This window comes from Sphingomonas sp. Leaf28, from assembly GCF_001421685.1.
GTDB classification, from domain to species: Bacteria; Pseudomonadota; Alphaproteobacteria; order Sphingomonadales; family Sphingomonadaceae; genus Sphingomonas; species Sphingomonas aurantiaca.
In genome coordinates, this window is sequence record NZ_LMKX01000014.1 from 1 (window position 1) to 22,553 (window position 22,553).

The 22,553-nt window shown below is 61.3% G+C and carries 23 protein-coding genes and 1 pseudogene; 14 read left to right on the top strand and 10 right to left on the bottom strand.

Going from position 1 to position 22,553, the window contains the following annotated elements; genetic code table 11:
- On the bottom strand, positions 1–233 hold a 233-nt coding region (locus ASE79_RS19835), incomplete at its 3' end, for a hypothetical protein (RefSeq protein WP_056421062.1).
- 122 nt (positions 234–355) lie between these two features.
- On the opposite strand from ASE79_RS19835, the gene copC reads away from it, so the two are divergent.
- The 6 genes from copC to ASE79_RS21185 all read left to right on the top strand — a co-directional run bounded on the left by copC (position 356) and on the right by ASE79_RS21185 (position 5,882).
- Complete coding sequence (gene copC, locus ASE79_RS19840) at positions 356–727, top strand: copper homeostasis periplasmic binding protein CopC (protein WP_055763339.1); 372 nt, start codon at positions 356–358, stop codon at positions 725–727.
- Between the two features lies 1 nt (position 728).
- Positions 729–1,658 (top strand): copper homeostasis membrane protein CopD, encoded by a 930-nt coding sequence (gene copD / locus ASE79_RS19845; protein WP_055763342.1) that lies wholly within the window; start codon positions 729–731, stop codon positions 1,656–1,658.
- A 126-nt stretch (positions 1,659–1,784) separates the two neighbouring features.
- Complete coding sequence (locus ASE79_RS19850) at positions 1,785–4,259, top strand: heavy metal translocating P-type ATPase (RefSeq protein ID WP_082445487.1); 2,475 nt, start codon at positions 1,785–1,787, stop codon at positions 4,257–4,259.
- Positions 4,256–4,639, top strand: coding sequence for a MerR family DNA-binding protein (locus ASE79_RS19855; RefSeq protein ID WP_055763348.1), 384 nt, complete (start codon positions 4,256–4,258; stop codon positions 4,637–4,639). Before ASE79_RS19850 ends, ASE79_RS19855 begins: the two co-directional genes overlap by 4 nt.
- A 235-nt stretch (positions 4,640–4,874) precedes the next feature.
- On the top strand, positions 4,875–5,480 hold the full coding sequence (locus tag ASE79_RS19860; RefSeq protein WP_056421012.1) for a recombinase family protein: 606 nt from the start codon (positions 4,875–4,877) through the stop codon (positions 5,478–5,480).
- A 3-nt stretch (positions 5,481–5,483) separates the two neighbouring features.
- Positions 5,484–5,882: a hypothetical protein gene (locus tag ASE79_RS21185; RefSeq protein WP_133032464.1), complete on the top strand. Its 399-nt coding sequence runs from the start codon at positions 5,484–5,486 to the stop codon at positions 5,880–5,882.
- Between the two features lie 343 nt (positions 5,883–6,225).
- Here the strand turns inward: ASE79_RS21185 and ASE79_RS22095 are convergent, their stop codons facing one another.
- Entirely contained in the window at positions 6,226–6,678 is a 453-nt protein-coding gene (locus ASE79_RS22095; protein WP_082445488.1) for a hypothetical protein, read from the bottom strand.
- A 343-nt stretch (positions 6,679–7,021) separates the two neighbouring features.
- Positions 7,022–8,134, bottom strand: coding sequence for a hypothetical protein (locus ASE79_RS19870; RefSeq protein WP_056421017.1), 1,113 nt, complete (start codon positions 8,132–8,134; stop codon positions 7,022–7,024).
- Between the two features lie 443 nt (positions 8,135–8,577).
- Between ASE79_RS19870 and ASE79_RS19875 the strand changes: the two genes are divergently transcribed.
- Genes ASE79_RS19875 through ASE79_RS19885 form a run of 3 tightly spaced genes read left to right on the top strand, consistent with a single transcriptional unit; the run spans position 8,578 to position 10,519 of the window.
- On the top strand, positions 8,578–9,231 hold the full coding sequence (locus ASE79_RS19875) for a ParA family protein (RefSeq protein ID WP_056421020.1): 654 nt from the start codon (positions 8,578–8,580) through the stop codon (positions 9,229–9,231).
- Positions 9,231–9,569, top strand: a complete 339-nt coding sequence (locus ASE79_RS19880; protein ID WP_056421022.1) for a hypothetical protein — start codon at positions 9,231–9,233, stop codon at positions 9,567–9,569. Before ASE79_RS19875 ends, ASE79_RS19880 begins: the two co-directional genes overlap by 1 nt.
- Positions 9,566–10,519 carry a replication initiator protein A gene (locus ASE79_RS19885; protein ID WP_056421025.1) on the top strand — a complete coding sequence of 318 codons (954 nt, stop codon included), beginning with the start codon at positions 9,566–9,568 and terminating at the stop codon, positions 10,517–10,519. The genes ASE79_RS19880 and ASE79_RS19885 overlap by 4 nt, the downstream gene beginning before the upstream one ends.
- Positions 10,520–11,098: 579 nt before the next feature.
- On the opposite strand, the gene ASE79_RS22100 is transcribed toward ASE79_RS19885, so the two are convergent.
- The 3 genes and pseudogenes from ASE79_RS22100 to ASE79_RS19895 form a co-directional block, all read right to left on the bottom strand.
- On the bottom strand, positions 11,099–11,728 hold the full coding sequence (locus ASE79_RS22100; protein ID WP_416354527.1) for a type IV secretory system conjugative DNA transfer family protein: 630 nt from the start codon (positions 11,726–11,728) through the stop codon (positions 11,099–11,101).
- Positions 11,729–11,743: 15 nt separating this feature from the next.
- Positions 11,744–12,304: pseudogene (locus tag ASE79_RS22105) on the bottom strand (DUF4158 domain-containing protein); the annotation flags it as partial.
- 4 nt (positions 12,305–12,308) lie between these two features.
- Complete coding sequence (locus tag ASE79_RS19895; RefSeq protein ID WP_037535053.1) at positions 12,309–12,893, bottom strand: recombinase family protein; 585 nt, start codon at positions 12,891–12,893, stop codon at positions 12,309–12,311.
- Positions 12,894–14,031: 1,138 nt separating this feature from the next.
- Here ASE79_RS19895 and ASE79_RS19905 point away from each other — a divergent pair.
- From ASE79_RS19905 to ASE79_RS19915, 4 genes are read left to right on the top strand one after another with little or no spacing between them, the layout of a single operon-like run.
- Positions 14,032–14,469 (top strand): DUF202 domain-containing protein, encoded by a 438-nt coding sequence (locus ASE79_RS19905; protein ID WP_056019268.1) that lies wholly within the window; start codon positions 14,032–14,034, stop codon positions 14,467–14,469.
- Positions 14,470–14,506: 37 nt separating this feature from the next.
- The gene (locus tag ASE79_RS19910) at positions 14,507–16,282 is read left to right on the top strand and encodes an SLC13 family permease (protein WP_056019265.1); all 1,776 of its coding nucleotides are present in this window, start codon (positions 14,507–14,509) and stop codon (positions 16,280–16,282) included.
- Between the two features lie 25 nt (positions 16,283–16,307).
- A complete protein-coding gene (locus tag ASE79_RS21190) occupies positions 16,308–16,589 on the top strand; it encodes a hypothetical protein (protein ID WP_132833781.1) in 282 nt (93 codons plus the stop codon).
- Between the two features lies 1 nt (position 16,590).
- The gene (locus tag ASE79_RS19915) at positions 16,591–18,369 is read left to right on the top strand and encodes a chloride channel protein (RefSeq protein ID WP_082445489.1); all 1,779 of its coding nucleotides are present in this window, start codon (positions 16,591–16,593) and stop codon (positions 18,367–18,369) included.
- Between the two features lie 28 nt (positions 18,370–18,397).
- Here ASE79_RS19915 and ASE79_RS19920 read toward each other — a convergent pair whose 3' ends face one another.
- The 4 genes from ASE79_RS19920 to ASE79_RS19935 form a co-directional block, all read right to left on the bottom strand.
- Positions 18,398–18,619, bottom strand: coding sequence for a hypothetical protein (locus ASE79_RS19920; RefSeq protein ID WP_056019259.1), 222 nt, complete (start codon positions 18,617–18,619; stop codon positions 18,398–18,400).
- Between the two features lie 299 nt (positions 18,620–18,918).
- Positions 18,919–20,220 (bottom strand): YncE family protein, encoded by a 1,302-nt coding sequence (locus ASE79_RS19925; RefSeq protein WP_056421029.1) that lies wholly within the window; start codon positions 20,218–20,220, stop codon positions 18,919–18,921.
- A complete protein-coding gene (locus ASE79_RS19930; protein WP_244647482.1) occupies positions 20,217–20,597 on the bottom strand; it encodes a DUF305 domain-containing protein in 381 nt (126 codons plus the stop codon). The genes ASE79_RS19925 and ASE79_RS19930 overlap by 4 nt, the downstream gene beginning before the upstream one ends.
- A gap of 23 nt (positions 20,598–20,620) precedes the next feature.
- Positions 20,621–21,100, bottom strand: coding sequence for a hypothetical protein (locus ASE79_RS19935; RefSeq protein ID WP_043150680.1), 480 nt, complete (start codon positions 21,098–21,100; stop codon positions 20,621–20,623).
- A gap of 244 nt (positions 21,101–21,344) precedes the next feature.
- On the opposite strand from ASE79_RS19935, the gene ASE79_RS19940 reads away from it, so the two are divergent.
- A complete protein-coding gene (locus tag ASE79_RS19940; protein ID WP_056421035.1) occupies positions 21,345–22,514 on the top strand; it encodes a YncE family protein in 1,170 nt (389 codons plus the stop codon).
- The last annotated feature ends 39 nt before the right edge of the window (positions 22,515–22,553 follow it).

The following is a 22,553-nucleotide window of genomic DNA, read 5'->3' on the forward strand; positions in this document are numbered from 1 at the left end:
GATGCGCCCCCGAGCGGCGAAAGCGACACCGCAGGGCTGGCGGTCGCCGGAAGTTCCGCGCCAACCATGCCGATCGCGAGCGCTGCGACCATCACGCCCCCGACGCCCAATCCGGTCAACCGTGCGACGGGCTGCGCACCGATGCGTGCGAACACCTGCGCTTCGATCCCGTCCAGCGATGCCGGCACGGGTGCGCCCGCGAGCCTCGCCAATGTTCTGTCTAGATCGTCCATGCTGTCCACTCCGCGCCTCTACCACTTGTTACGCAGCGATGCCCATCACCCCTCGACTTCCGTCATGAGGGGCGAGCGGCCGGGCCGCGTAGAACAGGCACGAACCTGATCGGAGTATTCCCATGCGTCGCGTCTTCCTTCCTACCGCTGTCGTCCTTCTCGGCCTTGCCGGAGCCGCCCAGGCCCATCCCAAACTCGTATCCGCATCCCCGGCACCGAATGCGATGGTCGCGAAGCCCGCCAATGTCACACTGCGCTTCAGCGAGAAGCTGATGCCCAAGTTTTCCGGTGCGGATCTGATGATGACCGGGCATGGCGGCATGACGCACGCACCAATGAAAGTCGTCGGGACCGCAACTGTCGGCTCGGACGGTCGCACCCTCGTCGTCACGCCCAAGTCGCCGCTCGGCGCGGGTAGCTATAAGCTTGCCTGGCATGTGGTCTCGACCGACACACACCGCATCACCGGAAACTACGCCTTCACGGTGAAGTAAGGTGGAAGCCGACTGGCCGCTGATCGCGGTTCGCTTCGCGCTTTACGTGACGCTGAGCGGGCTGTTCGGCCTCTCGGCATTCGGCCTCTACGGGTTGAAGGTCGGTGAGCGCGGCAACGCGCTTGCCTTCCGCCCTTGGCTGTTCGGGACCGGGCTTCTCGCCCTGCTATTCTCCGGCATAGCGGTCGCGCTGCTCGCAGCCGCGATGGCAGGTGCACCTCCGTGGCCGATCGATCGGGAAGCAGTCGGAATGCTGCTCTCTGACTCCGCAACGGGCACGGCATGGAAAGTACGCATGATCGCGCTCTTGGTGGCGTCTATCGCTGCCCTAATAGCGGCGCGGCGCACGATGCCGCTTGGCTTGGTCGCCATCTTTTCCGGCGTCGCTCTCGCAACGCTCGCCTGGACGGGGCACGGGGCGATGGACGAAGGCGCGACCGGGTGGGTGCATCTGGCGGCCGATATCCTCCATCTCCTGAGCGCTGGTGCGTGGGTGGGAGCGCTGCTCGGGCTTGGGCTGCTGGTGACACGACCAGCGCGGCGCACCGATGCCGCCCACCTCGCACTGACCTATCGAGCGCTGCACGGGTTCGGTCTGACCGGCACGATTGTCGTCGGTACGATCGTCATCACCGGCCTCATCAACGCTTGGCTGTTGGTTGGCCTTGGCAATCTCCCGACCCTCGGCACGACGGTCTACGGCAGGCTCTTGATCGCCAAGCTTGTGCTGTTGGGTGGGATGCTCGGACTCGCTTCGCTTAACCGCTTCCGCTTTACACCGGCATTCGAACGATCGGTGTCAGCAGGCGATTATAAAGGCGCGCTGCGAACCTTGCGAACAAGTCTTGCAGTCGAGGCTTCGTGCGTGGTCGCGATCCTCGTGCTGGTAGGTTGGCTCGGCACGCTCGAACCCCCTGCGTCGGCCATGTAGCTATTGGTTTGAGGGCAATCGAGCTTTGCGACGTAATTTAATTAGGTGCCGTGAGTCGTTGGAAGGGGGGCTTGACCCTGACACGGTGTCAGACCCTACATGCTCTCGGGTTGAAGGAGTTTTTCTATGAACGACCCTGATTTCCACGCCCATTTGGCCGGGGGCTGCGGGTGCTCGAACAAGCAAGCTGATAAAGCTGCTGCGATCGAGCGCGAGGCGGGCGCGTCCTGCTGCTCGTCCTCCAAATCTCCGGCTGTTCCACAAGCTGCCAAGGAAGGATGCTGCTCAGGGAAAGCGGGCGGAGAACCTTCTGCCACAGTGACCGACCCGGTATGCGGCATGACCGTTGATCTGGCAAAAACAGCGCACCATGCCGAGCATGCCGGGCACGAGTATCATTTCTGTAGTGCAGGGTGTCGAACCAAGTTCGTCGCTGACCCTGATGCCTACCTTGGGGCCAAGCCAAAGCCCGAGCCGGTGGCAACCCCGGGAGCGATGTGGACGTGCCCCATGCACCCTGAGATTCGTCGGGAAGGGCCGGGAACGTGCCCCATTTGCGGCATGGCCCTCGAACCGGAAGAGCCGTCGCTCGATGACGGTCCCAATCCAGAACTAGTCGATTTCACCCGGCGTTTGTGGGTAGCAGGAGCGCTCACCGTTCCGCTGCTCATTGTTTCGATGTTCGCCGAGATGTTTGGGCTCCATGTTGTTAGCCCTACCGCTTCGCCTTGGGTCCAACTCGCACTCACTGCGCCAATTGTGCTGTGGGCGGGATGGCCGTTTTTCGAGCGGGGGTGGATGTCGCTTCGCACCCGCCATCTGAATATGTTCACGCTGATCGCGATCGGCGTCGGTGCGGCATTCCTCTACAGCCTGGTCGCAACACTCGCGCCCAGCATCTTCCCTGCGACGTTCCGGATGCACGGGGGCATGGTCCCAGTCTATTACGAAGCTGCCGGCGTCGTCGTGACACTGGTGTTGCTCGGACAGGTTCTCGAATTGCGCGCCAGAGCGGCGACTGGCCGCGCGATACGCGCCCTCATGGACCTCGCTCCCAAGACAGCGCGACGGTTGCGGTCTGACGGGTCAGAGGAAGAAGTCAGCCTTGCCGACGTGGCAACCGGAGATCGGTTGCGGGTCCGCCCCGGCGATGCGATCCCGGTCGATGGCGTGGTGGTCGAGGGTCGCTCCTCGGTCGATGAATCCATGCTCACCGGCGAGCCGGCCCCCGTCCTCAAGGAAGTCGATGCCGCAGTCACGGGGGGGACGGTGAACGGCACGGGCAGCCTCGTTATGGAAGCCGGCGCGGTCGGTTCGGACACGATGCTGGCGCGCATCGTCCGCATGGTCGCGGAAGCGCAGCGCAGCCGTGCCCCGATCCAGGCGGTCGCCGACCGGGTATCGGGCTGGTTCGTACCTTTGGTCGTGCTGATCTCGGTCGCGACCTTCGTGGTGTGGTCGCTGGTCGGTCCCGAGCCACGCATGGGTCACGCCCTTCTTAATGCGATCGCCGTGCTGGTGATCGCCTGCCCGTGCGCGCTCGGGCTCGCGACCCCTATGTCGATTATGGTTGGCACCGGCCGCGGCGCGCAGGCCGGCGTGCTCGTCAAGAATGCCGAAAGCCTACAGGCACTCGATAAGGTCGATACGCTGGTCATCGACAAGACGGGCACGCTAACGGAAGGCAAGCCGTCGCTGGTCGCGATCGAGGCAACCGGCACCGTTGGAGAGAACGACATGCTCGCGCTCGCTGCGGCTGTCGAAGGACAGTCCGAACACCCGCTAGCCCACGCGATCGTCGTCGCCGCCAAGGAACGCGGATTGCAACTCGCCACGGTCGCAGACTTCGCTTCGCAGACCGGCATGGGTGTCAGTGCCACGGTTGGCGGCCGATCGGTGGTGATCGGCAATGCCGCACAAATGAGCCGGGTCGGTGCCGATCCCCAGTCACTCGACGCTTCGGCCGATCGCCATCGGAGCGAGGGAGCCGGCGTCATCCTGATCGCGATCGACGGCGCACTCGCGGGCTTGCTCGCGGTTGCTGACCCGGTGCGCCCTTCGGCGCGCGACGCCATCGCGGCTCTTCGCAAGGAAGGTCTGCGCGTTATCATGCTGACGGGCGACAATCGCGGGACGGCCGATGCGGTTGCGCGCGCCGTGGGCGGCCTGGACGATGTACGCGCCGATCTGCGACCGGAAGATAAGGCGCGGATCATCGGCGAATTGAAAGCTGATGGTGCCAAGGTTGCAATGGCCGGCGACGGTATCAACGACGCCCCGGCGCTGGCCGCTGCCGACGTTGGGCTCGCGATGGGGACGGGAACCGACGTAGCGATAGAAAGCGCGGGCATGACGCTCACACGCGGCGATCTTTCGGCGATCGTGCGCGCGCGCAAGCTCGCCCGTGCGACGATGCGGAACATTCGGCAGAACCTGTTCTTCTCATTCCTGTTCAACGGGGTCGGCGTGCCCGTCGCGGCCGGCGTGCTCTACCCCGTTGCCGGCATCCTTCTGTCACCAATGCTGGCTGGCGCTGCGATGGCCCTCTCTTCCTTCACCGTCGTGCTCAACGCGCTGCGTCTGAACACGGTGAAACTATGAACATCGGGGCGGCGTCGGAGGCCAGCGGCGTCTCGCAACGCATGATCCGCCACTACGAGAAGATCGACCTTGTGCCCGCACCGCTCCGGCGCGGGAGCTACCGGGATTATTCGGAAGTGGACATTCATCGGCTGCGGTTCATCGCCAACGCGCGAGACCTTGGGTTTCCAATCGAGGAGATCCGCACGCTACTCGGCTTGTGGTCGGATCGGGATCGGTCGAGCGCCGAAGTTAAGGCGCTGGCGAAAGCGCGCGCTGCCGAGCTGGGCCGCAAGGCGCGCGCGTTGAAAGCTATGCAATTGGCGCTGATCGACTTGGTTGAGCGCTGTCACGGCGATGATCGCCCGGAGTGCCCAATTATCGAAAGCCTCGCTGAATAATCCGATCGAGCGCGGCGCTTAGCGTGCCGCGCTCTACCGCCTGTGGGCGTTCGCAAGCGGTTCTAGTGTTCTCCCTTCTCGTGTGAAAACGGCTTTTGGGAAAGATCTATCGTTCCCAAAAGACCATCGTTTTCGAGGAAGCTTTGTGTCAAAACCGAACGGTTTTGACACCGCCACCCTGCCCTAGCGTTTTCAAGGGTTTGCAGGTGTCACAACCCCGTGCCAGAATAAATGCATGGAAATCGGCTATGCCCGCGTGTCCCGAGGTGACTCCCAGGACATAGACCCGCAGCTTCGCGCGCTCCGCGATGCTGGGTGCGATGCGATCTATAGCGAGGAGGCATCGGGTGGGCAGGCCGACCGCCGCGAGCTGGCGCGCGCGATCGGTGCGTTGGAGGCCGGCGACGTACTGGTGGTGTGGAAACTCGACCGGCTGTCCCGATCCCTCCGCGACCTTTTGTTCACGCTGGAAGCGATCACCGCAGCCGGTGCGGGTTTCCGGTCGCTGACCGAGGCGATTGACACCACCACCGCACCCGGCCGGCTGATGACGCAGATGCTTGGCGCGTTCGCCGAGTTCGAGCGCGCCATGATCCGCGAGCGGACCATGAACGGGCTGGCGCACGCGCGCAGCGCCGGGCGGCGCCTTGGACGCCGGCCAAGCCTAACAGGGCCGCAGCGCGCTGAGATCATCGCCAAGGTGGAATCCGGCCAGGGCTCCCCCGCCCAGCTCGCGAGCCTGTTCCGCGTATCGCGCTCGACAGTGCAGCGCGTGTTACGCGATTATAGAGCGCGTCAGGAAACGGCCGACGCAGTTTTGCTGAGCATGCAGGCAAGCTAAGGCATGGCCGCAGCTCCACCCCACTACCCTGGTTTAACGCTTGGGCCGCTGCCTGTCGGACGCATCAACGCCCGGCTGGGAACTAACCTCGTGCCCGGCTCGGTCACGGTGAGCAAAGCAGCGCATGCTCATATCGCGATCGATCATCCATTGGAGTACGCGGACATAATGGCCGCCCTTCCTGGTCTAATCGCCAATCCAGCGTTCATCGGCCAAGACCCCAAGCACCCGCACGCTTTTTACTTGCTGGACGCGCTGCAAACAGCAGTCGGCTCTTTTGCGATGGTTGCGATCGGCTTCAGCTTGTCACCCGGCGGCACCTATCAGGTAAAGAGCGCTTATGGCTTAAAGGCGTATCAGTTCACCAGTCGCGTGAAGGCGGGTCGTGTGGTGGCGTTATAACGAAAAAGGGGAGAGCGTGAGCCCTCCCCAAAGCGATTTGAGCACGTTGCCAACCGTGATCTCTCGGCCGAAGCCTCTACCTTACCCCAAAGAGTCTGGTGTGTGGGGCGGCGCTTCCCACCTCTCAAATCGCTAATTTCAATTCGCTTTATACGATCTAACTAGTGGACCTTCTCGCGATATTCAACCTGGCATCGGGAGAATGCCGGATGTGGGCTTCTAAGCAGACCATGACGTGGACAGGTTGCGGAAGCCTTAGTGAGAGCGAAGTCCCTGATCATACCGTCGCGTTGTCTGTTTTGCCCACCTATCTTGAAATCGAGCCCCGCGGGCGAAATCTTGATCAGGCGAATAGGTCACCGATCGCACGCAGGCGAAAGGCATTGAGCCAGCGGCGTCGGCGATGTTCGCTCGCATCATGACGCATGTGGCACCGCTGACAAAGCGCGGCGAGATTGTGCGGCCTGTTGTCGCCAGGATCATGGTTCAGATGCGCGCTGGCGAGGATTACGCGCGTAACATGTAGTGCGCTAGGCGGAGCGATGCCGACGAACCCCGGTTGCACTAAGGCAAGGTCCGCAGGACTGGCTAGGCGGCGAACTCTCCTGCCCTGCCCATCCCGCCAACGGCGCGCATCTTCGTCCCACCACACGCCGTTGCCGAGATGTAGCACGTCGCAACCGTGCGGACGCTGACAATGCTCGCAGCGACCCTTGGCGCGACCGAAGCGAATAAGGGCGGACAACTCGCGCCAATCGATCGGATATAGCCAGCGATGTTCGCGCGCGATTGGCATACCATTCTATGAGTCAGCCGGGAGCGAAACGAAAGCAGAAACCACTTTGATTCAGTAATATCATTAGTGCTAAGCGATTAAGCGATTAAGCGATTAAGCGATTAAGCGATTAAGCGATTTCATCGCGCTTGCGTTAATGTGGGTCCTCAACCTACCTCTCTTGAGACCGCGTAATTTGCCCTGGCACGGATCTACTCAGCAGGTGGCGGCAAACGCGCAATGGTTCGCTCGCCGCTCTTGGGATCACGCCGGCATGCCCAAACGAGCGTAGCAGTCGCGCCGATGATCGCGGCAATCCCGCCGCACGCGCCAGCGAAGCCGGCAGCATCGACCGCTACCTGGATCACAGTGCAGGTTCCAGCGTAGAACCGAGTCGCATTGGCCGATCAAACCGCCCCTCTAGAGCATCGTGACGGAGCTGGTCGAATGCTTGCTGATATTGTTCGATGATGATGCGCCGCCTCTTCCACGACAGCCGACGACCAGGTGTGTCCGCTTCAACCCGCAGTCGAGCAACCTCTCGATAAGCTGGCGTTTGCCGATGCAACGTCAGGGGAACGTAGAAGTCGGCACGCTCAAACAGATACTCGCGTTCCTCACCAACTAGCGTTCGCGCCGCATCCAGCGCCGATCGTGTTAGCCGGGCTTCGTCGTCTGGTTCCGCAACCGGGTAATAACCGGACGGATCGAGCGGAATGATAGGTTCGGCATCGGTCGCGGCGCTGTCAAATAGCCAGGGCTCATACCAGACTGCTCCGATTTGCTTAAGCAGATCGAGCCTTTCCCAGAACGGCTTCCAGGCAACGGAACTGTCCTTGGCCTTCGCGCGGTGGAAAGACGCCCACTCTCCACCTCCACCGCGATAGCTGCCCCGCGTAATACCCCATACGCCATGCGCGCCAACGTCAGCCAGCTTCCGCGCGTTAGGCTCATCGTTTTGACTAAGGCCGCCTCGGAGGTGTTCGAGCGGTATGCCGTGAGTAGCATCGAGAGAGATCAGCCCGTAAAGATCGATCAGCATCCTAAGTGCCATTGCGTCGCCAGTCTCGCGAACGCGTCGGAGCATGGAGGCTTCGCCCGATAAGCCTGTAACTAGAGCAACCGGTAGAAAGACTGGCTCTGCGTCAATTGCCAGTGGCGGCAGTTCGTATTGCGGCATCATTCGTGAGGAAGCGTCAGTGCGCTTGACGAGACCCGAGGCCACGAGCTCGCCTATAGCGTGCTTGGCCCGCGGCTTCCCCAGCCCCGTATATTCCTCACACGCCTTAGCTGACCATTTAGTGAGGCGATGATCGCTACCCGTGCCGGCCAAGAGAACAAGATAAGCGATCACCAGATTAAGCCGATTGGTCGTCGGCATCGACCAGAGCTGATCCTTAACCTCATGCCCGAGCGCGAAAAAGTTGCTTCCCCGCCCCTTTCCACGAACCCGCTTTTCGGCCTCACTGTCGTCCATAGCTACAGTTCCCGAGTCTAACATAATGCGGCCTTAGCATGTCAAAACGCACCCATCAAGGTCATCAAGGAAATTAAGGAAAACAAGGGTTTCAAGGTGTTCAAGAACACCGGACCATATCAAGGAAATCTCATCGCCGATCGGTCGCGCGGTACGTCACGCGATGAAGTGTGTACGCTGTTTCAAGCGCCTCGCGAGGAGAGAGTGTCGTGCGTGATACCGGCGGTGCTATGCCAGCCAAAAGCCGCCAACGCAGATGTTCAAACCTAAGCGCGTACCTTGGGGATGTAGGGTCAATATCATTTGCATGCTGGAACTTCAGACGCCCCGCTATGACCGATCGAGGGGCCAAGTTAGTGAGGTTAGGCTAAGCGATTAATGCTATTTACGACTAAGCGGTTAAGCGGCATAAGTAGCTCAGCCGATTAGTAGGGGTAGCAGCGATGAAAGTATGGGCCGTGATCGCGCAAAAAGGCGGTCAATCCAAGACCACCCTTTCTACAGGGTTTGCCGTCGAAGCCGCGCGCGAAGGCGCGTCAGTCGTGATCTTGGATGCCGACGATCGTCAGGGATCAGCGCTCTACTGGTCGGAGCGTCGCGACGACGACGACGTGACGGTGAAGGACAGCAGCGTCGCCGGCCTGCCGCTTCACGTCTCGCGCGGACGCGGTAGCGGCAAGATCGACCTTATCATCATCGACACGCCGGCGAACTCCAAAGATATTGCGATGCTTGCGGCCGAGCAGGCAGATTTCGTCATCATCCCCGTCGCGCCGCGCGGGCTGGACGTTCATTCGGTGTTGCAGACCGTCAAGCAAGTGCAGCAGGCCGGCACTCCCTTCGCCGTCATTCTGACCCAGGTTCCGCACCAGGGCGGGGAGGGGCAGGAGGCCCATGCCGGGTTCGCGGCCAAGGGCGTGACGATGTTCGACAGCCGCCTTCACTTCCGCAAGGACTTCTACAAGGCGACGCCGCTTGGACGTACCGCAGCGGAAACGGAACCGGACAGCAAGGCGGCGGCAGAACTGCGCGCAGCCTATGACGAAGCTAAGCGACTAAGCGGCTTTACGACTAAGCCAGTAAGCGAGGCGGCATAATGGCGAAGAAGCCTTCCGCGCTTGCCGGCATCTTCGATGAGGAGGTCGAGGAACTAGCGCCGAATCCCGCTCTCGCTCCTCAGTCAGCACCCGAGCCGCAGCGGGCGGCAGCGCCACGCCGATCGCGGCGTTCGGCCGACACGCCAGCATCGCCAGCGCCGGAACGGCGCAGCAGCCACCCGGGCAAGAAGCCGGTGCTGATCCACATTCCCGAGGACATGCACCGCGCGCTTCGCCAGCTCAGCGTGGAGGAGGGCGGGGAACCCCTCACCGTCATCACCGAGCGCTTGCTCCGCCAGTATTTGGTCAAGCGGGGCCACACTAGGTTCGCCCCGTGAGCAAGCGGCGTGATCCCAATCCCGAGTTCGACCTGTTCATCCCGGCGCTTGGGGACCTCCCGCTCAAGGACCAGCGGGAAGTTATGGAGCGTCCGTTTTTCTCGTTGCAGAAGCGCAAGCGCCTCAAGCCCATCGAGTATCGCAGCCCCGATGGCGAGGCGTGGGTGCGCGTGCAGGCGATCCCCGACTACGGAATGGCGACGATTTGGGATGCCGACATTCTGATATGGGCGGCATCTACCCTTAATCGCATGAAGCAGCAGGGCTTGAACGACTTGCCGCGCACGCTGACCACGACGCCTTATGACCTGTTGCGAGCTATCAAACGCGGCACTGGCGGCAGGGATTATCAAGAGTTGCAGGCGGCGCTGCTTAGGCTCCAGACGACCTCCATCACCACCTCAATCCGCGCGACCAAGCGCCGGCAGAAGGCCGGCTTCAACTGGCTCGATAGCTGGACCTTCGACACCGACGCCGAGACCGAGCAGCCACGGGGCATGACGCTGACCCTTTCGGATTGGGTTTATGAGGGGATCGTCAACGAGAAGTCGTTGCTCACCATGCACCCTGACTATTTCCTCCTGTCCGGAGGTTTAGAGCGGGCGCTGTATCGCATCGCGCGCAAACATGCAGGCACGCAGCGCGGGGGGTGGTTGTGCCGGGTCGAGGTGCTTCGCGACAAGACAGGCAGTGATGCCCAGCCCAAAGAGTTCAATCGGATGCTTCGGCGCGTGATCGAGGCTGACCAGCTGCCTGATTATACGATGGACGCAGCTGAAACGACCGACAAAAGCCCGGCTGTGCTGTTCAGGCTCCGCGGTGAGGCCGAAGCATTAGCACTGGCCGAGAAGATGCGCGTGGAGGAGGAGCGGCGAGCCCGCCTTGACGCCGATCGTCGGCGTACGGAAGAGGTGGACGCCCGAATGGACCGGCTGGCCGGCCGTCGCTAACTATCGGGGTTTCACCCACCAAAGCCCACAACTATCGGGGTTTCACACACCTGCTGGTTTGCCGGGCAGAGTCGGGCAAGCTCCGGCCAGCGTCATGCAGCGTTCGCGCTGTGGATAACTGGCACGGAAGAGCCGTTCAAGCCATGCCAGAGTCGGGGTTTCACACACCTTTTCGTCGGGGGATCACCCACCGCACTATCGGGGTTTCACACACCGAATCACGGGGTTTCACCCACCGCCTATATCGGTAAGGTACTGAAAACAGGGCAGAAACTAGGGTCTTTTTGACCCTTAACCTTTTTAAGATTCCTATTTAACAGAATCACTTAATGTCACTGCACCGTTCGACGAACCAAAGGACGGCTTATGGAATCGGCCTAACGGCCGATGCTCTTTCCTTTCGTGCCGCCTTCGGCGTCACAGAAGCGGCGCAAGCGCCGCTAGCTAGGCGAGAAAGAAGTGAGGCAAGTGGCGATGGAACCGCTCGCTATAGTCGCTTAGAGGCGTTGTGAGCGCAGGGAGCAGGCTTTCAGGCTGTTCGGGGCGTTGAGCGCCGCGATTGGCCCCACCGGGCTTGAATCAGGCCGGATCAAACAGGCCGACGAACTCGCGTTGATCGTAATAACGGATTTTCTCGACCGCGAGCGGATGTTCACCCTGGCGCAGCAGCAGGAGTTGATCGGGCCGCATCCGCATGATTTCGTCTGGCGTGGCGAGCCGGCGGGCCGAAACGTGCCCGCTGACGCTCTCCGAAGGCCCGGCGCGATTTTCGCCCCAGCCCGTACCGCGTGACGTGCTGACGGTATCGTATTCGATCGTCGTGTCGCCGATCGTGCGCGAGAGCATGTCGGCGGTCGCATGATCGTTGACCCCGAACGTCTGGATCACGCCGGCGTTGGACATGAACGTGCCGGCGCGTTCGCCATAGGTGGCTTTGAGCTGATGCATGTCCTGAAGGATCGGCCAGAGCTGAAGGCCGTAGCCCGCCATCAGCCCCATCGCGCGCTCGACCGGTTCAAGGCGGCCGAGCGCGGCGAACTCATCGAGCAGGAACAGCACGGGCCGGGCAGGGCGGGCGGTGGAGCGCGCCATGTCGGTGACGGCCTGGCTCACCAGCAGCCGCAGCCATCGGGCATAGGCGCCGAGCCGTTCGAGCATGATCGATGCGCTGACGACGCCGGTGCGGATCGAGGTTCCCAATCGCAACACGTCGTCCCAGTGCGCGGCGATCAGTCCTCGGGTGAGATGCTCGGCAACATGGCGTTCGGCATCGAGCAACGCCTGGGCGACCATCCGCTCGACGGAACTGATGCCCGGCACAATGATGCGCCGTCGCCGGCACTCATCCAGCAGCACCCGCGCGAGCCGGGGCCCGCTGGTGGTCGTTAGCGCGATCGGCAGGAGCCATTCCTGCAATGTTGTTCGCAGCGGCCGACTGAGCGGCGTGAAACCGAACGCGTCGCGCAGCGCATCGAGCTGTTCGTACCGGGTCGGGCCGCGCGTCGCGTAGTCGGCCAGCACATCGGGTTCGACCTGCAATTGCTCGGCAACGAATGCGAGCGGGGTATCGGGAATCAGTTCCCCGGGGCGAAGCAGGCGGCCGGGATAGCGCAGCGCGCAAAGCTAGATCGCGAAACCGAGCCGGTTATGCGGCCGTCTCCGGCGCACGATGACAGCCAGATCGTCCTGGCTCAATGTCCAGTGCTAGACGAGCAGGGTTTCGTCGTCGGGAAGCGCAAGCAACGCCGCGCGTTGCTCATCCGACTGGACGGCGCGACGCGGCATCGAATCAGACTTTGGCCGGTGCGGTCCAGCCGATCCGCGACAGCGTTCCGAGCAGGGTCGAGCGCGGCACCTTGAAGGTCCGGCAGACGGACGCCTTGCTCGCCCCACCATCCAGCGCGGCGGTGATCCGCTCGAGCGTTTCGGCGTCGATCATCGGCGGGCGACCGCCCTGGCGTCCCCGGCGTTTGGCAGCGGCCAGTCCCGCCATCACCCGTTCGCGAGTCAGCGCACGCTCATATTGCGCCAATGCGCCGAACAGCGAGAACAGCAACTCGCCGTGCGGCGTGGTCGTATCCATCTGCTCGGTCAGCGACCGGAACGCGATGCCGCGCGCCTTCAGGTCGGTGACGATCGTCAGCAGGTGCGGCAGCGAGCGCCCGAGCCGGTCGAGCTTCCACACGATCAGCGTGTCGCCCGCGTTCAGATAGTCGAGGCAGGCTTTCAGGCCCGGTCGATCGTCGCGCGCGCCGGATGCCTTGTCGGTATGGAGATTCCGATGATCGACGCCGGCTGCGACTAGCGCGTCCCGCTGGAGATCGACCGTTTGGCGATCGTCAGCCGACGATACCCGCATATATCCGACGAGCATGTACGACAAACCATCAAAAGCATGTTGTCGCACACTTTATCAAAGCGACAGGGTTTGTCGATCGTTATGGGCCGAGGCGCGTGTGGTTCGGCGAAGGCCCAGGTCAGGGGTGTCGGCTATCATGTGTTTTCCGACACTGGCGGGGCTAGTCGGCGCTTAAAAACGGCAGGGCCGTTCACGCCCACACCCGGACGCTCGGGTTAGTAATTCGGAGTCCCGGTAGTAGTCATTCGTTCAGTGGGATTATGGGGAACTTTCCAGACATGAGTTGCAATCGGGGCGCTCGGGATTGGTAAAGCTGTCTAGTTACGGCCAATGGGCAAGCGCGGTAAAATGGATCGCAAAAGCGATTACGCTGATATAATCTGGCATCGGAGGTAAATGCAGAAATGGAAAGTAGCCGTCAGCTGGAGAGCATCGCCCTCGCAATTGCTCCGATGCTAGCGACTTCTGTATCCGAAGTATGGATCGTGGCAGAAGTTCATGACGACTGGATACAGAGGCGCTACGATGTCGTGTGCAACGGTAAGCTTGTTGAGGGGGTGGAAGGTGAGAGAACCATGAACCGATCCGTCAATGATGCTCTATCCGCCCTAAGGCGTGACATGCTTAAAGAGAGTCAGGAAGATTGGCATCATTGCACCTATGTTTTGAGGTCTGACGGAATCTTCAAAATGGAGTTCGATCGTAGCAGACCGCCGAGCGTGTGAATGTAACGATAGATACTCCTGTAAAAGGAGGCAGCGCCACAGAATGTCGGCCATCGCCAGCACCTTCCCGAAAGCCGCCGTTCCGCTTTCCTGCCCAACCCGGACATTCCCGAAATTCGATCCAGACCGTGCGAAAACTCACCGCCGCCCCCGATACAGACGTGATGCTCGAAACATAACGTCGCCAGATATGGCTGCGACGCAAGATAGCCAATCACCTGGCAACCGACACGCAGCTATATTAGTACGCTACATTCGGGGTTGGAGTTTTCGCACGGTCTGGATCGTTTTCGAGAAAGGTTTCGTGCCGCAACCAGCCGGTTTTGACACCTGTGAAGGCGGGGGATCTGCTAACCTCGATAACTTATTCGGCATGATCCTTTTTAACATTCGATGTGCTGAAAGCGTGTGGGTATCGTTGATCATCCATGGCCAACGAACGACTGTCATTGACCCGTGATTTCAACGGCCCATTCGTTCACGGTGCGGACCGGTTGGAGCATAGCGCCAAGCAGCAAGCAGATAGCGCCGATCGGCGCACGGAGCTTGCTGCCGATCGAACAGTCATGGCAGCGGAGCGCACCTACGCAGCCTGGGTCCGTACCGGGCTTGCCGCTCTAGCCGCAGGAATTGGCGCCCGCGCATTGCTTGAGAACATCGTGCCCGGCTGGCTTGCCGGTGCGACCGCAACCGTCCTGATCCTGTTCAGCGGCTTCTGCTTCGTTGCAGCGGTCTGGCGTGAAATGATTCCTATCGCCCCACCGCGGCCCGACACTCAGCGACTGCCGGCTTGGTTGCTGATCTCTGTGAACGGCTTCCTAGCGATTGCCGTCTTGGCGGCACTCGTCGGGATTTGGCTGCAATAACCGGCGTGACTATCGCCATTTTACGGATTCTGCTTGCATGACCACGCCGCAACTTATGTCGATTGGCCTGCTGATTGGCATGATGGGCCTCTTTCTTTGGGGCCGATTTCGCTATGATGTCACGGCCATCATCGCCCTGCTTGCCGGGCTGTCGCTGGGATTGGTGAAGCCCAAAGCGGCATTTACTGGCTTTTCCGATGACATCGTTATCATCGTTGGATCGGCGCTGGTGATCTCATCGGCAATGCAGCGTTCCGGCCTAATCGAGAGCGCGCTCGGGATACTGGCGCGGCGCGTGACACGCGTCCGGTCGCAACTCGTGGTGCTGACTACGGCAGTCGGGGTATCGTCCGGGCTCGTAAAGAACGTCGGTGCCTTGGCTATGCTGATGCCGGCAGCCGTGCAGACGGCGAAGAAATCGGACACTAGCCCCTCGGTGTTCCTGATGCCGATGTCGTTCGCTTCGCTCCTTGGCGGGTTGATGACCCTCGTTGGTACGTCGCCGAATATTATTGTCAGCAGAGTACGAGAGCAGATGACCGGTGAGCCGTTCGGCATGTTCGATTATCTGCCAACGGGGCTGGGCCTGCTTGTGGTCGGCCTCATTTTCCTGCGTTTCGGCTACCGCCTCCTGCCCAGGGAACGCCGCGCAGCGCCGACCATGGGCGAAGCTCTAAACATCACGGACTATGTCACTGAGGCGACCATCCAAGACGGATCGCCCGCTGTCGGCGAAACGGTTGAGTCCTTCATCGACCGTCATGATAATGAGGTGACGATCGCCAATGTTGTCCGTGACGATGTGCGCACGAGCATTACGGCCGAGTTCCTTCTGGCTGCCGGCGACACGCTGATCTTGGGCGGTGACCCGGATACGCTTGAGCGTGTCATTGCGGGTGACCACCTAGCACTTGCCGGACAGCATCGTGACCTACCGGAAGGCAGCGAAGATGATGAGGTTGGCGTCATTGAGGCGGTCATCACCACCGGCTCCGTGTTGGTCCGCCAGTCCGCTGGACGACTGCGGCTTCAGCAACGCTATGGCGTCAATCTCATCGCGGTATCGCGCGCCGGCAAACGGCTGACCAAGCAGCTCAGCGAGACCGTCTTGCGCGCCGGCGATGTCATTGTTCTTCAAGGACCCCTCACACTCTTGCCGGAACGCATGCGTGACCTCGGTACGCTGCCGCTGGCAGAGCGTGCCCTGCGTCTGGGAAGTTCGAAGCGTCGCTTCCTACCACTTATCATCCTCGCGGTGGCGATGACCGTAACCGCGACCGGCTATGTGCCTGTGGCCGTCGCCTTCTTCGCCGCTGCCGGTCTAATGATGGCGACCGGAGCGCTACCGCTGCGAGATGCCTATGATGGCGTCGAATGGCCAATTCTCATCATGCTGGGCGCGCTCATTCCGGTCAGTGAAACCCTGCGCACCACCGGCGCGTCGGATGTACTCGCGACCTCGCTTGCCCATCTGGCGGCCTCCTTGCCGCCATGGGGCGCGGTCGCCCTGATCCTCGTAGCGGCGATGGCTGTGACGCCGTTTCTCAACAATGCCGCGACGGTCTTGGTGATGGCGCCAATCGCGGCGGTGTTCGCGCATGACCTCGGATATCGCCCCGAAGCCTTCCTCATCGGGACCGCTATCGGGGCAGGATGCGATTTCCTGACGCCGATTGGGCATCAGTGTAACACCTTGGTTTTTGGTCCTGGGGGCTACCGCTTCAGCGATTACGCCCGGCTGGGCGCACCACTATCGGTTCTGGTGGTCTTGGTTGGTACGCCTCTAGTGATGTGGACTTGGCCACTGCACTGATCGCCGGGTACTGTTGATGGGCAGCATGGCCAAGCCGCAGGCGTTCGAAGATACTGAATGGCGTCCGTGGCGAGGAAGCGTACCGGGCGGCTCGGAAGGTTGTGGCACCGCAGATGTAGCAGGCGTAGGCGGCTTCATGCGTTTTTTCCACTCGCGGGCAGCCATGCCCGTTCTCATCGTCCTACTGCTTGCAACAATCACGGCAGCTGGACTGGCGACGTCTTGGACGCTGTCGATTGTGATGTGGCTTTCGAGCGCCGTTCTCGCCGCAGCCCTGTTTGCAACCTTGATGCAGGACGCCGACTGACATGGCTTCAGCGCCACTGATCGATAGCGCAGCTAGTCCACCTGGATCTGGTCGGGTGGCGCCATCGTGGCTCCGTAAAGCTTTTCGATCCAGCGAAGCTGCACTCATCGTGCTGGCCATCATGATCGGCAGTGCAGCCGGATTGCTCAGTGTCGTCCAGGGTACGCTCGCACAGGCGATGCAGCATCTGCTTTATGCCTTGTCGCCGGATGAAAGGCTGAGTGCGGCCACGACGATCCCTTACCTTGCTCTACTTGCCCTGCCGGCTGGTGGAGCCGTCCTCGCACTCTTCTCTTGGGTTACTCATGCTCGCCGGCGCCGGATGGTCGACGCTGTAGAGGCGAACGCCCTTCATGGTGGTCGCATGTCATGGTCCGACAGCCTCGTTATCTCCGGGCAAACGATCCTTTCCAACGGCTTCGGTGCGTCTGTGGGGCTTGAGGCGGCGTATGCGCAGTTGGGAGGGCTCGTCGCCTCGCTCAGCGGCAACTGGTTTGCGTTACGCAGGTCCGATCTGCGCATCTTGGTCGGCGCCGGAACGGGCGCCGCCATCGCAGGTGCATTCGGGGCTCCATTAGCTGGGGCCTTCTATGCCTTTGAGATCGTAATCGGGGCCTATACGATATCAGCGCTGGCACCTGTCGCTGCGGCGTGCCTGGCGAGTGTCCTTGTGGCGCAGGCGTTTGGTGCTCAACCGTATCTGGTTGCGGCTAATGCAGGCGAACAGATCGAGACGTTCCACTACCTTCTCTACGCCGGTCTTGGGGCCTGTGCCGCTGGCGCTGGTATACTGCTGATGCGGGCTGTTGCGGAGATGGAAGCAGCTACACGCAAACTGCCGATACCCTCGATTTGCCGGCCGATATTGGGCGGTCTTCTGCTCATCCCTCTGGCGATGCTCACGCCGCAAATTCTCTCTGCTGGTCACGGCGCCCTCCACCTCAATCTTGAAGCCGAGGTATCGCTGCGCTTCCTCGCCGCCATCTTCGTCGTCAAGTGCGCGGCCTCCATCATCTCACTTGGCTTTGGCTTCCGCGGTGGCCTGTTCTTCGCATCCTTGTTCTTGGGCAGCCTGCTGGGTCACCTGTTTGCTGGTTCACTCGAATGGATTGTCGGATCGCCTGTGATCGACCCGCACAATGCGGCCCTGGTGGGGATGGCCGCATTAGCGGTCGCCGTAGTTGGCGGGCCGATGACGATGGCGATGCTAGTCCTTGAGGCGACCCACGACTTCTCCCTTGCCGGCGCGGCCATTGCAGCATCGCTGGTCTCGTCCACCATCGTCCGCGAGCTGTTCGGCTATTCCTTTTCTACGTGGCGCCTGCATCTCCGGGGCGAAACCATCAAAAGCGCCCGCGATGTCGGCTGGGTCAGAACGCTTACAGCGGGCAAGATGATGCGACGTGTCGAAAGGGCTACGCCGTGCAACACGACGATCGCCGAGTTTCGTCGGGCGTTTCCGCTTGGTTCCACAAGTCGGGTCCTACTAGTCGATGACCACGAAAATTATGGCGGTATCGTACAGACTGCCAGTGCATTTGCCGAAGAGGTCGATCAGAAGGCACCGATCGGGTCGCTGGCGATCCACACGGGTCTCGCCCTTACGCCGGATTCAGACATCAGAAGCGTCATGACTACGTTCGATACCGAAGGTGCGGACGAACTGGCGGTAGTTGGAAGCGACGGGGCAGTTCTCGGCATCCTCTCCGAGAGCTATGCGCGACGCCGCTACGCAGAGGAATTGGACAAGGCGCAACGTGAGTTGTTTGGAGAAAGCTGACCAGCCGGCACGCAGCAAACGCTTCGTCCTACCGGTCTCGCTTAAGCCGGGCTTCGATTTTGACCCAGAACATGCCGCATCGCAGACCCATTCCGGCGAGTTGGGCGCCATGTACTGACATCAGCTCCGCACCGCGGCGAAACTGTTCAACCGGCACGGATATGGCGACGAACAGCCCGGCGTAGAGCAGCTGCGACATGATCGAGTGGATCACGACGGCGACCCCCAGCACTATCAGGCGGGCAGGCACGGAAGGCCGATGCGGCGCCGGATCGGGGCCTGTAATGAGCTAGGCGTAAAGGCATCCTGCTGCGACGAAATGGAAGTGCACCAGGTAGTGGAGCGCACCTGCCCTCTCTAAAGCAGCCAGTCCGCTTTCCTTCCCATTGTCGGCATTCAGCGGCCCGATATGTAGAAAACCCAGTCGTAATCACCATTGTGCGACAAACAAGTGCTTTCCGACACTCTCGAGACGTCGTGTCGACCTAGCCCAGCGTCATGCCGAATATACCGGACACGGACAGCGGGGCGCAGGTTTCACCGGAATCCTCATTTTTGCACCTGAACGACAGCGCCCGGCATCATCGGGTCGCCCGGAGCAATGACGAGGTAACGGCGCATGTCGCCTTTCGCGTCGCTGACGATCTGGCGGAGCGGTCCGAGCGTGTTTACTATCGCGCCGCCCGCCGGATTGGTCATGAACTTCGCCAGAGGCTGGATCACGCCGCTGCCGTCAGCGTGGGAGGATAATCCAAGGACATAGGGCATCTTTGGGCTGAGGCCCGCAACCGCCGCCTGCAAAATCTGGACCTGGCCTTGATCGAACAGCGTGACCTGGCTGCGCCCAGTCCCGGATAGAGTCAGCTGGATCTTCATGCCGGCCTGCGCGAGCGGCACCAGGTTTGCACGGCCATCGCCTACCGGCACCGCGCCGGGAACATATGCCACGCCTTGCGGCCCCTGACCGATTGGAATCGTCGCGATGACGGTGTTGCTTGCTGTGTCGATCGCCGCGACCGCATCGGCGTTCTCCAGCCCGACATACATCCGCGTGCCGTCGCCCGACGGCCATAGGCCGTGCGGGAGCGCGCCGACCGGGATGCTCGCCACCTGCACGAAGTCAGTGGTGCGGAACACCTTCACGACATTCTCGGTGCCGACCGTCACAAAGGCGAACTGGCCATTCTTATTGCGGGCGATATTGACGTGGTTGGTGATCGCGCCGGTATCGAACGTCTTGAGCACTGCGAAGGGTGGCTTGGCGTCGAACACCATGACCTTGCCGACGTCCTTGAGCGTGAAGCTCGAACAGACGTAACCGTATTTCCCGTTTGGCGAAAAGATCGTCATGCCGGGGCCATTAGGAACGGGGATGCGCGTGGTCGGCGCGAAGGTCTTGCCGTCGAGCACCTGGATATAATCCTCGCCGCGCACCGCGACCCAGACTTCGCGACCGTCGGGGCGGAAAAACGCCTCATGCGGCGAGCGCCCGACATAGGTCGTGTGCTTCACGGCATTGGTCGCGGTATCGATGAACGTCACCGAGTTCGAACCGATCGAGATCGCCGCCAGCGTCTTACGATCGGGCGAGAAGCCCATGCCGTGGACAAGCAGCTGCCCCTTGTAGAGCGGGCTGAGGTTGGCGGGGGTCTGGTCGCCGAGCTTGATGACGCCGAGCAGCGTGTTGGTTGATGGGTCGATCACCGACACGGTGTTGGAGAACTGGTCCGACGTGTAGAACCGGTCCTGCGCGCTGACAGGGATGTCGGGGGTCGCATTGGGCACTTGCTGGGCAAACGCAGGGCCTGAAAAGCACAAGGCGGTGCAGGCGGTTAGGGTGAAACGCTTCATGGACGGTCTCCGTGATGGGGGTGACCAGTCGCGGTCGGTCCGGTGTGACGTGACAACGCGCCGCCTTCGGATAGGATGCCCTGCATCACCGCGATTTCCTGACGCTGTTCGACGATGATCCCTTGCGCAAGCCGGCGCAGGCGTTCGTCCTTGCCGTAACGCAGCTCGATCTCAGCCATGTCGATCGCACCTTGATGATGCGGGATCATCATCCTTGCGAAGTCGCGATCGGGATCGTTTGAATAGCCAGTCATCATCGCGCCGTGCATCCGCGTCATCGCCGCATCCATCGCGGACGCGAAGCCGTCCGTTTGCGCGATAGCAGCGGTCGATACGGACAAGCCTATCGCCATCAGCAAGGTCATGCGTGATCTCATCGTCCTGTCCCTAGTTTTCCTGTTTACGACACGCGAGCGATGATGCCGATAATCGTTGCTAGCACGGCCATGCAGGCCGGGAGAAAGAGCATCTGTATAGCCGCTTCGCGCCCTGTGATCGTGCCCGTCAAGATATCGACCGGGCCCTTGATGAACTCCGAGAACGAACGGAGGGGTTCGCCGGGGGCGGGAGTATCGCTGAGTACGATGCCGCCAGCAATCAGACCGAAATACAGGATCATGAAGACCGACACGACCGTCAGGACGAGCGCCGTAGCTGCATCACGTGCGAAGAAGGTCCAGAAAGTCAGCAACATTGCTGCATACACGCCGACGAGCAAGCCCAACGTGGCAGGATGGACGCCGCGCGATGCGATGCCTGGAGCCGTTCTTTCCAGCTCGTCATAATTGCCTGCATCCGGCACGATTGCGAGATGTCGACGCACAGGCTTAGGAGCAACGAGTGTCTCGGTAGCGAGATCGTAGATCGGCTGTGTTGCCATGAGGAAGTCTCCGCGCGTCTCGATGAATGCCGAGCGTGACAGGATAGATGATTGCGGCGGGGCGGTCGGTCCAACGCATAACCACGGTCATTCCAATCATTTAACAGGAACGGTCGGCGATCTATAATCGCGTTTTCGTATTGAAATCATCGCGACCATGCGTTGGACGCGAGGGACATATCGGTCGATCTAGCGGCATCGGACCGGCACGATCACCCGCCGGGTCCGTGATAAGGATCAAACGATGAAAGCTGCGATCGTTCTGGTTGCCGCGATGTTGGCCTCCGTAGCGCCAGTCCCGGCGATCGCTCAGGCCTATTGGGCTGCACCTGCGGCGGACGACTTTCCCTACGATATCAAGGCGGTTCAGGCACCGTGGTCGAAGGCTGATATCGACCTCAGCCATCATGACCGGATCTATGTGTCTGACCCTACATCGACGAAGATCGTTGTCATCGATCCTGCAGCGGGCAACGAACTGGGACGGATCGACCTCGCCAAAAGCGCGATAGCTGAGCCCAGCTTTTCCAGCCCCAAAGTCCAGCACCTGGCTGCAACGCGTGACGGGCGGACCCTGGCGGTATCGGCATTAGCGCAGCACAGTGTGACGCTCGTAGATCTGGCCACGAACACGGAACGAGGCCGGACCGTGTTCCAGACGTCGCCTACCGCCGTCGCGTTTACGCCCAATGGGCACGAACTCTGGGTTTCGCTCGGCGATGAACATGCCATCGCGGTCGTGGATCCTAAGACAGCGCGGGAGATCACCCGCGTACCAGCAAGTGGCGGAGCGGGCGCGACCATCCTGTCGCCAAACGGACGCTATGCCTTTGTATCGCTTACTGAAAGGCCGTCCATCCTGGTTGTCGACGTCGAGCATCGGCGCGTCGTCGGACACGTTGCCAGCAACGGTGCAGGTGCGGGAGCAATCGCGGTCTCGCCAGATGGCAAACAGATCTGGGCAACACGCCGCGAGAGCGGCACGACCACGGTCTTTGCTGCCAAACCGCCGTTTGCGGTACGCGAAGTGATAAACACTGGTCCAGCAACGGGCGCGGTCAACTTCGCCCAGCGCGCAGACGATTCCTTTGCCTATGTCAGCGTTGGCGGCGATCAACCTGCAATCAAGGTCTATAGAACCGACAGCCTGGAGGCTGTGGCAACCGTCCCGCTACAAGCGGCTCCGAGTGCGGTTTGGCCGTCGGGCGATGGTACGAGGATCTATGCCAGCCTGGCCGGAACCAACAAGGTCGCTGGGATCGACACGCTGACGTACACCACCGCGTCGACGATCCCGATCAGTACGGATGCGCAAAGCCTGATCTACGTTCCTGGTGCCGTGCGATCAGGAAAAGGTCTCGCCAATCTGGTGCCATCCGGGCGCGATGCGGCGCTTGCCCTGGCGGCGCGTTGATCGGTCTTACACCGTCTGTAATCTTCCAACGAAAGCCCT